We start from the raw sequence: 11,191 nt of genomic DNA on the forward strand, positions 1-11,191 counted from the left end.
ATGTCTGATCTGCAGCTGGAAACGGTCGCGACCTTCCCGCAGGAGCGGCCCGGCAACCCGACCGTGACGCGGGACGGTCGGGTGCTCGTCTCGATCTCGGCCATCATCGCTCCCGAATTCGCGGTGCGGGCGATCGGCAAGGATGGGCACCATCCGCCATATCCTGACGATACCTGGGCAGGCAAGCCGCGGCCCGATGGCCGGGGCATGGTCGGCGTGATCGGGATCCGAGCGGACTCCGATGACATCGTCTGGATCCTGGATATGGGCGACCGCGGGCACCAGCCGAAGCTGGTTGGCTGGAACGATCGAGATCATCGGCTTCATCGGGTGGTCGTGCTGCCGCAGAACGTCCTCCGACCGAGCTCCTTTGCCCAGGACTTCGTCGTCGACCGGCGCCGCCGTCGCATCTACATCGCCGACATGACCCTGAACGAGCAGGGCGCCAGCGACTATCCGGCGATCATCGTCGTCGACCTCGATACCGGGCTCTCCTGGCGGGTGCTGGAACGCCATCCCTCGTTACTGCCGGGGGATGAACCCCTGTCGGTCGATGGCAAGACTATCTCTCTCCGGACGGCGGACGGGCAGCTCATCCCTTACCGATACGGGCTCAATCCGATCGGGATCGATCCGCTGGGGCGCTGGGTCTATTTCGGCGCGATGTCGGGCAAGTCGGTGCATCGCATCGACGCCGGTCTGCTTGCCGCACAGGACAGCGACGCCCTCCTGGCGGAGCGGGTCGAATACTGGTGCCCCAAGCCCCATTGCGACGGTTTCGACGTCGATGCCCGCGGCAACGTCTATGTGACGGACGTCGAGAACAGCGCCATCGGGGTTGCGTCTCCCGCCGGCTATACCGTCCTCGTACGCGATCCCGATCTGCTGGGATGGCCGGACGGGGTCGAGCTCGATGCCAATGGGCGCTGGCTCTACATAACCGCCAACCAGCTGCATCGACTTCCGGTTCTCAACGGCGGCCTGGACGAAAGTCGCCCGCCGTTCCACGTCCTGCGCCTGCGCGTCGACGCGGACATGACCGGGGCCGGCGTGTGAATCGGCCGGGGCTTTTCTGACCGACGGCGGGTCCATGCTGGGCTGGGCGTCGATCGGCCCGGGCGCCAGGGTTCTCCCATCTCTCCGCGACGAGATATCGATGCGTGCCATTCTCCTCGATAGGCCGGGGCCTAGCTTCGCCCTCCGTATGGGAACGCTCTCGGTCCCCGAGCCAGCGGGCGGAGAGGTGCGGATCAAGGTGACCGCGGCCGGCCTCAATCCGGTGGACTATAAATTCGCCGAGACCGGACAGGAGGGCTGGGTCCTGCCGCATGTCCTCGGCCTGGACATCGCTGGGGCGATCGACGCCGTGGGCGACGGGGTCACAGGTTGGGCCCAAGGGCAGCGGGTGGCCTGCTTCGGCAATCCCTGGCGGCGGGGCGGCTTTGCCGAGTTCGCGATCGCGCCGGCGCAGGCCCTTGCCGCGATTCCGGACGGTCTGTCGTTCGAAAGCGCCGCGGCGCTCCCGACCGCGGGGCTGACCGCCTACCAGATCTTCCACAGGAAGGTCGCTCCGCGGCCGGGTCGGACCGCCCTCATCCACGGCGTGACGGGCGGGGTCGGGAGCTTCGCGGTCCAGCTGGCGAAGCTCGCCGGCTATAAGGTGATCGGCGTGGCCGCAGCGGCGCGGTCCAAGATCGCCCGTCAGCTTGGCGCGGACCATGTCGTCCAGCCCGACGACCTTCAGTCACTCCTGCGGCGGCTGAACGGGGAGCGCCTGGCCGATCTGGTGGTCGACACCATCGGCGCGAGCAACGCGACCGCCGCCCTCGATCTGCTGGCCTTCAACGGCGCGCTCGCATGCGTCGTGGACTTTCCCGACTTCGGGCGCATCAACTGGTTCGAGCGCGGCGTCTCGATCCACGAGGTGGCGCTCGCTGCGGCCTACCGCGCGGCCGATGAAGCGGAGATCTCGGATCTCGGCCTCATGCTTTCGGAGCTCATGGGGCTTGTCGATCGAGGGCGGGTGATGCCGTTGATCGCGGAAATCGTGACCTTCGAGCAGATCCCCGATGCCCTCCGCCGGCTGCGCCGGCGGTCGGTAACGCCCGGGAAGATCGTCGCGCGCCTCGCATGAGCGCGACAACGCCTAACCATGAACGAGGACCCGCACGATGATTGAGGTCAGTGTTTCCGTGGCGATAGCGGCGCCCGTGGAGCGCGTCTGGTCGCTCCTCGGAGGATTCGATCTTCTGCCCCGGTGGCTCGATGCGGTCCGCAGCAGCGAACTCGAAGACGGCGGGCGCATCCGGCGCCTCGAGACGGTCTCCGGCGACGTCATTGTCGAACGGCTGCTAGAGTTCAGCGAGGCCGAGCGACGCTACAGCTACGGCCATGTCGAGAGTCCGGACCCAGTCTCCGGCTATGTCGGAACGATGTCCGTGCGCGACGCAGACGGAGGCTCGGTCGCGACATGGTCGAGCCGCTTCCGGCCGCACGATCTGGGCGACGCCGCGATCGCCGGCCAGTATGAGCATTTCTATCGGACGGCACTCCATCATCTGAAGGCGCTCGTCGAGTCAGGGCGGGACCGACCCTAGCGGTCACGGGCGCTTCATGAACGCCTGCAAGCGCGGGACAATGAAGTCCAGGAACAGGCGGATGCGCTGCGGCGCACGCTGCCCGCCGACATAGAGCGCGTGCACCTCCTCGGTGTCGGACTCAGTCACGGCAAACTCCACGAGCCGGCCGGCGGCGATATCCCTGTCGATGTGGAAATCGGCGAGCCGCGCGATCCCCACTCCGGCGATGGCGAGCCGCCGCACCGTTTCGCCGTTGTTGGCCAGAGCGTTGCCACGGACGATACGCTCCGCGATCGGGCCGCCCTGCCTGCTCGGCCAGACCGGCGTTCCGCGCCGGAAATTGAAGCCGAGGCAGTTGTGCTGATCGAGGTCCTCGATCGTCGTCGGCGTGCCGTGCTTCTCAAGATAGGCTGGTGCTGCGACCATCTTCCGGCGGGCGACGCCGATCCGGCGCCCGGTGAGGCTCGAATCCGCCAATGCGCCGACGCGGAATGCGATGTCGGTGCGGTCGAGATAGAGGTCGACGATCTCGTCGGACAGGGACAGGTCGACGACGATGTTCGGATGCTTCTCCCAGAAGGCGGGCAACTGCGGCTCAATGCCGAGGGTACCGAACGCGACCGACGCGTTCACACGGACCGTTCCCCGGGCCGTCTGTGCGCCCTGGGTCAGTTCCCGCTCGATGTCGTCGAGCTCAGCCAGTAGGGCGCTGCTGCGCTCATGGTAGAGGCGCCCCTCTTCGGTCAGCGAGAATCTGCGTGTCGACCGCTCGATGAGCCGCGCACCAAGCCGCTGCTCGATCCGAAAGATGATCTTGCTGACCGTGGACGGCGTCATGAGGAGCTGCCGTGCGGCTTCCGAGAAACTGCCGGCTTCGACGACGCGAACGAACACCATCATCTCGCCGGCCCGGTTGTCCACGAAGTCCCTCCATCACGATTTGTGAATCCGTATCACAAATCATGTGCCAGCGGCCCGAATTCTCAATGCGACGCGGGTGGCCTATCTGCTGCGGGACACCATCGTCCGGTGCGGTCTGACGGTCGACGCTAGAGGGCATCGAGAGGCACCGCGTCGGGCGATGGCGTCCCCGATCTGATCCTGCCGCCGGGCCATCCCGATCCGACGAACGCGGCGAGCGGCAGGCCGGGCTGCCACGCCTTCGGAGGACACCTTCGCCATGAGCAAACTGTTCGAACCCTACAAGCTTGGGCCACTCACGCTGCGCAATCGCATCGCAATGGCGCCGATGACCCGCTCGCGCAGTCCGGATGGGATCGCCAGCGACCTCACCGCGCGCTACTACAGACAGCGCGCGGCGGCTGGCCTGATCGTGACGGAAGGCACGCCGATCTCCCGCACGGCCGAGGGCTTCCTCTTCATCCCCGGGATCTACACGGACAGCCAGGTTGCCGGCTGGCGCAAGGTGACGACCGCCGTCCACGACGAGGGCGGTGTGATCTTTGCGCAGCTCTGGCATGTCGGCCGCGTCAGTCATGCCTCGATCCAGCCCGATGGCATCGACCCGGTCAGCTCGACGGCACAGATCGCGCGCAACTCGCAGGCCTGGGGTTATATGGAGAACGGCAGGCCGGGGCCGGTCGACGTGTCGAAGCCCCGCGCACTCACGACGGCGGAGGTGGAGGGGGTCGTCGAGGACTTTGCCCAGGCGGCGGTCAATGCCATCGTGGCCGGCTTCGACGGCATCGAGGTACATGGCGCTAACGGCTACCTGGTCGAGCAATTCCTCAATCCGCTGGTAAACGACCGGACTGACAAATACGGCGCCGCCTCCGTCGAAAGCCGCTCGCGATTTCTGCTCGAAGTCGTGGACGCTATCGTCGCCAGGATCGGCGCCGATCGAACTGCAATCCGGCTATCGCCCTTTGGCGGGCTGTTCGACATGGGCGTCTATCCGGATATCGAAGAGACCTATCTCTACCTGGCTGACGAGCTGTCGAAGCGGAACCTGGCCTACATCCATCTGATGGACCAGCGGTCGCGAGGCAGTTCGCCGATCCCCGCCGACTTCCTTCAGAAGTTCCGAGCCCACTACAAGGGCACGCTGATCCTCGCCGGAGGCATGACCCGGGATCTGGCGGAGCGCTACATCGAAGAAGGGCTGATCGACGTCGCCGCGTTCGGTGAACCGTTTATCGCCAACCCCGATCTCGTCGAGCGTCTGCGTGACGGCTGGCCGCTCGCGCGGGCAGACCGGGCCCTCCACTATGGCGGCGGGGCCCATGGCTACACCGACCACCCGACCTATCAGGCCGCCGAAGTCGCCTGAACCCGATCGTCGCTGGCTCGGCCTTTCGCTGGACCAGCGTTGCAGGAGGACAGATCCATGAAGATTTTCGTGACCGGGGCGAGCGGCTACATCGGTGGCGCTGTTGCGACCCTTCTCGCTTCGCAGGGGCACCAGGTTCGCGGCCTCGTGCGCAGCCCGAACAAGGGGGCAGGCGTCAGGGCGAAGGGCATCGAGCCTGTGATAGGCACTCTCGACGACGCCGAGTTGCTGACCGCCGAAGCGCGGGCAGCCGATGCCGTGGTCAACGCTGCCGACAGTGACCATCAGGGAGCTGTCGAGGCGTTGCTGGCCGGCCTGGCTGGGACCGGCAGGCCGTTCATCCACACCAGCGGGACCAGCCTCGTCGGAGACGAGGCTATGGGCGAGCCTTCGGATGCGGTCTTTACAGAAGACACGCCGGTCGCGCCCGAACCCGACAAGGAGCATCGCGTCGCGCTCAACAGGCTGATCGTCGATGCCGCTCCCGGAGTGCGCACAATCGTGCTCTGCAACAGCCTGATCTACGGCCATACCTTCGGCCCGCCTGCCCAGAGCGTGCAGATTCCCCCACTTGCCGCCCAGGCGAAGGAGAGTGGCGTTCCTCGCTATATCGGCCGCGGCCTCAACGTCTGGTCGAACGTCCATATCGCCGACATCGCCGATCTCTATGCCCTTGCATTGGAGAAGGCGCCGGCTGGGAGCTTCTACTACGTCGAGAACGGCGAGGCGGCCTTCGGTGATCTCGTCCGCGCCATCGGCAAGGCACTCGGGCTTCCCACGTCGGCCCAGTCATGGCCGGCCGAGGATGCCGTTGGCAAATGGGGCCGCGAGCTCGCGGTCTTCGCTCTTGGTTCGAACAGTCGCGTCCGTTCGGCGAAGGCGCGCCGGGAGCTCGGCTGGCAGCCGAAGCAAGGCTCGGTGATCGAGTGGGTGGAACACGAGCTCGTCCGCTCCTGAAGTCCCGGATTGCGGCTGGGCCGTGGAGGCCCGGCGCCGACCGCAGTCCCTCGGCCACCACCTCAGCACGAGATGCGAGCGCCGTCCTGCCCTTCGCCCAGCATTTCGGGCGGATCCGTCCGACTCTGCCACGATAGTCGCTTGCGTTACTGCATCTCGACTTGCGTGGCAGCTCACTCGGCGCTACGGCCCGACACGGCCGACGTCGCGAACGCGGAGCTAAATACGATCGGCAGGTCGCCTTCGAAGAGCGGCCGTGACCGGCCGACCTCGCCGGCCAGATAGTCCAGAAATACGCGCACGCGGGCGGATTGGCGGAGGTCGGGATGGGTCAGCAACCAGAGATCCGCCGCAAAGTCAGGATTCGGCGGAGCCAGCCGAACCAGTGTCGGACGGACGTCGCCGATAAAGCACGGCAGATGTCCGATACCTATGCCGCTCTCGACCGCCTCGGCCAAGCCGAGGACCGTGTTGATCTTGTAGGTGATCCGTTCCGGCGCGACGTGCTGCTGAACGAACCGCACCGCTTTCAGCGTCGCCAAGTTGTCGCCGAGCGACACCCATGGCCGGTCGGTGAGATCGTCGAAGGCCGGCATCTCGGGCTGCGGGAAATCGGCCGCCCGTCCGTAAAGCGCCCAGGCAATCCGGGCGACCCGCCGGCCCACCAGCGTCTCTGGCGGGTTGTCCGTGGCTCGGATCGCGACGTCGGCATCCCGCTTGGAGAGATTCAACGGCTCGTTGCTGAGCACAACATCCAGCCGCACATCAGGGCACTCGCTCTGGAACCGCGCGAAGAGCGGAGTCAGAAGGTGGATCAGGAGGGAATCATTGGTGGTGACGCGCAACTCGCCGGTCGGCGAGATCGTCCGCCCGGCGACTTTGCGAGCGAAGCCGGTGATGTCGTCGTCCAGGCGGGTGGCCAACTCCGCCATCTCCTCGCCGACCGGGGTCAGGACATAGCCGGAGCGATGCCGCTCGAACAGCATCACGCCGAGAGCCTGCTCGACCTGGCCGAGGCGGCGAAAGACGGTCGAATGGGCGAGGCCCAACTGCACTGCGGCTCCAGGCAGGCCTCGAGAGTCCGCGATGGCCTTAATCAGCCGGAAATCGTCCCAGGAGATGTTGCCGAACGGCTCGCCCATATCCTCGATCCTGCGCGCTTCGTGGATAGCGGTTGAGTCAGGATGTTCCTTTCCTGTCTGCACAGCAAATTGCCTGGATGCAGTGATATCTTTGCATGAGTGCAAGCGGTTGGCTATCGGCCCGCGGCGCCAGAGGTATTATCTGAATGGCCACGGGCGGGCCATCGGGTCCGCGATCTGGAGGCACATCATGCGCAGCAGCGGCATTCATCACGTCACGGCGATCGCGGGACCGGCCCGGCGGAACCTCGACTTCTACACGCGGGTGCTCGGGCTCCGCCTGGTGAAGAAGACGGTCAATTTCGACGATCCCGGCACCTATCACTTCTACTACGGCGACGAGACCGGCCAGCCCGGGACGATCCTGACCTTCTTCCCCTGGGCCCATGTCGCGCCCGGACGCCTCGGCGTCGGCGAGACCCAGGAGACGGTGTTCCGGGTGCCGGAAGGGGCGATCGGCTACTGGGTGCAGCGCTTCGTCGAGAAGGGCGTGCCGCATCAGGCGATCGAGCAGCGCTTCGGCGAGACCGTGCTGGCCTTCAAGGACCCGGACGGCATGCGTCTCGCGCTGGTCGCGGTGCCGGGGATCGAGAGCGAGCCCGGCTGGGCCGGCGGCGAGGTTCCCGCGGAGCACGCGATCCGCGGCTTCCACAGCGTCAGCCTGCTGCTCGAGGACGCGGCCCCGACCGGCGCGGTGCTGACCGACGTCTTCGGCTTCACCGAGGTCGGGCGGGAAGGGACCGTGATCCGTTATCGGGCCGGCGACACGGCGATCGGCGGCATCGTCGATCTCCGCGCGGCCGGCGGGTTCCTGCCCAGCCGCCCCGGCGCCGGCTCGGTGCACCACATCGCCTTCCGCGCGGCCGACGATGCGGCCCAGGCCGAGATGGTGAAGCGGCTGGCCGAGACCCACCGGCTGCTCACCACCGAGCAGAAGGACCGCGCCTATTTCCGCTCGGTCTATTTCCGCGAGCCGGGGCACGTGCTGTTCGAGATCGCCACGGACATCCCCGGCTTCGCGGTCGACGAGCCGGCGGATACGCTCGGCCAGGCGCTGCAGCTGCCGCAGTTCCTCGAGCAGCATCGCGCCGAGATCGAGCGGGTGCTGCCGGACGTCGCCTGAAATTCCCCTGTGCCAGACGCCGCGGCTCCCGCGGCGTCCGGTCCCTCTTCCCGCCAGACATCGGAGCTTGCGCGATGACCCAGGCGCAGTCCTTCATTCATCGGTTCGAGCCCGGGCAGAGCCCGGATGCGCCGCCGCTCCTGCTGCTGCACGGCACGGGCGGCGACGAGGCCGACCTGCTGCCGCTGGGGCGCGCCGTCGCCCCGGGCTCGGCACTGCTGTCGCCCCGCGGCAAGGTGCTGGAAGGCGGGATGCCGCGCTTCTTCCGCCGGCTCCGCGAGGGTGTGTTCGACGAGGAGGATGTCCGGGCCCGGGCGCATGAGCTTGCGGATTTCGTCGCCGAAGCCCGTGCCGCCTATGGCCTGCCGGCCCCGGTGGCGCTGGGCTTCTCCAACGGGGCGAATATCGCTGCCGCCGTGCTGCAGCTGCGGCCGGAGGCGCTGGCCGGCGCCATCCTGCTCAGGGCGATGGTGCCGCTCGGCGATCCACCGCCCGCGGAGCTGCGGGGCAAGCCGGTGCTGCTGCTGTCGGGCCGGCTGGACCCGATCGTGCCGGCCGACAATGCGGCCCGCCTCGCCGGATTGCTGAGGGAGGCCGGCGCCGCTGTCCGGCACCGCGTCCTGCCATCCGGCCACGGCCTGTCGCAGGCCGATGTCGCGACCGCCAGCGCCTGGTTGCGGGAGTTCGCGGCGGCGTCGCCGTTCCCGCCCCATCACCTTGGGTGAGATTGCACGTCGACTCATTGGTCGATGCCGGACTGGTTCCTTCGTCCTATTGCCCAAACTCACCGGGCTTCTGCAAATATGGATGCCGCCGTCCCGAGGCAGCCAAGTCCACCGAGAGATCCCGCGCTCGCGATGACAATCGACGCCGGTTGTCGGCCCGTCGATGCATCCGCGGGCGATGGGAACGAGAAAGGAATCGGTCATGCGGGTTCAGAGAGTGGCGGTTCTGTCCTGTTCGTCATCACCAAACTATGGAACAGCGACCAGGACTACGATCACGCGCTGCAAGTGTTCGACGCCAGCCTTGCGATGCTCGGGGTGGATCACGCCGACCTGTGGCGGATAGGTACGCTTGACGGCAACTATGGGCGCACCGGCCCGAACCCACTGACGACCAACGTTTGAAGATACATCTCTCCCGCCTACATTTTTAGCTTGAGATTTCCCCCTAAATCGTCGGCCAGATCTAGTGCGCGTAGTCCACCGCTATCGGTGTATTTCCGATGGGGAATTAGATCTCCGCGGCTCACCATCGAACTCATTCTTCAGGCAGCGAAGCATATCCGTCGCGTCCGCACGAAGGTCAATTAGATCGCGGGTCGAAAGGCCTTTAACCTCGGCTACGGCGCGCAGGTATCTGCGGCGCTTGCGGAATTTGCTCTGCAAACTGATGATCAGGGGGGCGAAAATCATGGTTCGGATCCTCTGCATGCCGCCTCTGGGCGCGGGCAGTTCTCCTCCCCAAACACACGCAAATCTTATCACGGTTATGCTGCAATGCAACATAAATGCTGCGTTGCAGCATCCTGTACGTTCACACTTGGTGCCAGCGCCGAGAGTCGCTGTGAATCGGCGTCACCTGGTGTGGTCGCCTCGCAGTATCGTGCGAATTCAGGCGTTTGCCGCGCCGATTGGCGCCCAGACCCCACGCCAATCTATAGGTAGCCGAGCGATGCGTCTTCACACGGGGTGTCGAGCAGCATCTCTTGCCGGCCATCCGATCTCCGTCAGATGCTCAAAATATAGGCAATATCTGCTATGAACAAATCTTGGGCCATTTGCACTTGCGCCGCAGCGATGGCCATGCATATGTTGCAGTGCGGTATGCAGTTCTTGATTGCTGCCGTAACGCACTTCTTGGGCGTTTCCTCCCTAAACTCGGGCCGCATCCGGCAACGGTGCGGCTCGCTTTCTTTGGGAACAGCGGATCAGCAGTCCGACAGTGCGCCGCCTGGCCTGGCGTCAGGGCGAAGCCGAGCGGACGGCCCCCTTCCATCGGTGAGCGCGTGGAGCTTGCTGGTGCGTCCGCCACGGCTGACGCTGATCGCCTGCGCCCGGCTCCCTTTGCCACCGGCAGCCGAGCGATGCGTCTTCACATGAATGCCGTCGAGCAGCGCCTCCATCGCCGCGCCACCGGTTCCGGCCAGCGCGATGAGCATCTTCCGTCACACGCCCTTTGCTGCCTGGCGAACATGCCGGTTGTGCAGCGTCTTGGCTGGTCCGTAGACCGCCGGGCATCCTTCCATCGGCAGTCCGATTTCAACACATGTACGATCCCGCTGATCACGCGACGGTCGTCAACTCGCGGTATGCCCCGCGGCTTGTTCGGCGCAGCGGTCACAACCGCTCCCATTAACCATCGCTCAGCCAGAACTCCGACCTCATCAGATCTTCCTCCCAGTCGAGATCGTGAATCACATAACCCCCAACCTGAAGAGCCCCTTTACGGGGCCTGACCCTAGACCGCGATGGCGAGCTTGTATGGGTATCGGTGGTATCCTGTCCCCGCAACCAACTTTGTTATAACTCGATACACATCGAGGTCTGATCCAGAGCCCCGCCTAAAAAAGGTGGGGCTTTCTGCGTTCTGCGGAGCGGCTAGAGGGATTCTAGGCCTGCTTCGGGCACCGTGGCCAGCGCGCGCGTAGCGCACGTCGCGCCCTGTGCTGCCCCCTTGCCGCCGACGAGCGCCGGCGTCTCAGCTGTGCGACAATTGTTGTCGCGCTGACAGCCAACGCTGGGCCGCCCTCGAATGAGTCATCATTGCCGGCGGCGGGCTCTCGCGGTCATCGGCCTCTTGCGACGTTCTCGAGCGCCTTCACCGCTGCCCAAAGCACATCGCGGCGACGCAGCTTGACGGCCCGCAAAGCCTCCTCCTCAAATTGCTCGATCAGCTCCCAGCACAGCAATTCGGTGCGGCTCGGCGTCAGGACCTCCGTTTCAGCCTGAAACTGGCTGACGATGTGCTGGAGCTCTGCCTGCCAGGTCGCGAGAGATTGCGGTGACTGATTTGCCAGCTGTTCAACGAGCTGTCGATATCGCCCGTACAACTCGCGCGCCGGCACTGTGCTTCTCCCGTTCGCTGCCATTGCTCG

Annotated in this window: 11 protein-coding genes and 1 pseudogene; 8 read left to right on the forward strand and 4 right to left on the reverse strand. The window is 65.8% G+C overall.

Annotation, left to right across the window (positions count from 1 at the left end):
• The 3 genes from FFK22_RS07490 (at position 1) to FFK22_RS07500 (ending at position 2,597) form a co-directional block, all read left to right on the forward strand.
• On the forward strand, positions 1-1,056 hold the full coding sequence (locus FFK22_RS07490) for an L-dopachrome tautomerase-related protein (RefSeq protein ID WP_138888157.1): 1,056 nt from the start codon (positions 1-3) through the stop codon (positions 1,054-1,056).
• 187 nt (positions 1,057-1,243) lie between these two features.
• Positions 1,244-2,134 (forward strand): zinc-binding dehydrogenase, encoded by an 891-nt coding sequence (locus FFK22_RS07495; RefSeq protein ID WP_186002357.1) that lies wholly within the window; start codon positions 1,244-1,246, stop codon positions 2,132-2,134.
• Between the two features lie 37 nt (positions 2,135-2,171).
• Positions 2,172-2,597 carry an SRPBCC family protein gene (locus FFK22_RS07500; protein ID WP_138888159.1) on the forward strand — a complete coding sequence of 142 codons (426 nt, stop codon included), beginning with the start codon at positions 2,172-2,174 and terminating at the stop codon, positions 2,595-2,597.
• 3 nt (positions 2,598-2,600) lie between these two features.
• On the opposite strand, the gene FFK22_RS07505 is transcribed toward FFK22_RS07500, so the two are convergent.
• Positions 2,601-3,500 (reverse strand): LysR family transcriptional regulator, encoded by a 900-nt coding sequence (locus tag FFK22_RS07505; RefSeq protein WP_138888160.1) that lies wholly within the window; start codon positions 3,498-3,500, stop codon positions 2,601-2,603.
• Between the two features lie 259 nt (positions 3,501-3,759).
• Here FFK22_RS07505 and FFK22_RS07510 point away from each other — a divergent pair, with 259 nt between their 5' ends.
• Both FFK22_RS07510 and FFK22_RS07515 read left to right on the forward strand, forming a co-directional pair.
• On the forward strand, positions 3,760-4,869 hold the full coding sequence (locus tag FFK22_RS07510; protein WP_138888161.1) for an alkene reductase: 1,110 nt from the start codon (positions 3,760-3,762) through the stop codon (positions 4,867-4,869).
• A 57-nt stretch (positions 4,870-4,926) separates the two neighbouring features.
• Positions 4,927-5,826 carry an NAD-dependent epimerase/dehydratase family protein gene (locus FFK22_RS07515; RefSeq protein ID WP_138888162.1) on the forward strand — a complete coding sequence of 300 codons (900 nt, stop codon included), beginning with the start codon at positions 4,927-4,929 and terminating at the stop codon, positions 5,824-5,826.
• A 173-nt stretch (positions 5,827-5,999) separates the two neighbouring features.
• Here FFK22_RS07515 and FFK22_RS07520 read toward each other — a convergent pair whose 3' ends face one another.
• A complete protein-coding gene (locus FFK22_RS07520; RefSeq protein ID WP_138888163.1) occupies positions 6,000-6,968 on the reverse strand; it encodes a LysR family transcriptional regulator in 969 nt (322 codons plus the stop codon).
• A 190-nt stretch (positions 6,969-7,158) separates the two neighbouring features.
• Between FFK22_RS07520 and FFK22_RS07525 the strand changes: the two genes are divergently transcribed.
• The 3 genes from FFK22_RS07525 (at position 7,159) to FFK22_RS07535 (ending at position 9,221) form a co-directional block, all read left to right on the forward strand.
• Complete coding sequence (locus FFK22_RS07525; RefSeq protein ID WP_138888164.1) at positions 7,159-8,091, forward strand: ring-cleaving dioxygenase; 933 nt, start codon at positions 7,159-7,161, stop codon at positions 8,089-8,091.
• A gap of 74 nt (positions 8,092-8,165) precedes the next feature.
• Entirely contained in the window at positions 8,166-8,816 is a 651-nt protein-coding gene (locus tag FFK22_RS07530) for an alpha/beta hydrolase (RefSeq protein WP_138888165.1), read from the forward strand.
• A gap of 132 nt (positions 8,817-8,948) precedes the next feature.
• Positions 8,949-9,221: a hypothetical protein gene (locus FFK22_RS07535; protein WP_138888166.1), complete on the forward strand. Its 273-nt coding sequence runs from the start codon at positions 8,949-8,951 to the stop codon at positions 9,219-9,221.
• Positions 9,222-10,008: 787 nt separating this feature from the next.
• On the opposite strand, the pseudogene FFK22_RS44380 reads toward FFK22_RS07535, so the two are convergent.
• Positions 10,009-10,449, reverse strand: a pseudogene (locus FFK22_RS44380) (IS5 family transposase); the annotation flags it as partial.
• Between the two features lie 433 nt (positions 10,450-10,882).
• On the reverse strand, positions 10,883-11,161 hold the full coding sequence (locus tag FFK22_RS07545; protein WP_138888168.1) for a hypothetical protein: 279 nt from the start codon (positions 11,159-11,161) through the stop codon (positions 10,883-10,885).
• Positions 11,162-11,191: the final 30 nt, after the last annotated feature.

The sequence above is a fragment of the Mycobacterium sp. KBS0706 genome (assembly GCF_005938675.2).
In the GTDB taxonomy this organism is placed as follows: Bacteria; Pseudomonadota; Alphaproteobacteria; order DSM-16000; family Inquilinaceae; genus Inquilinus.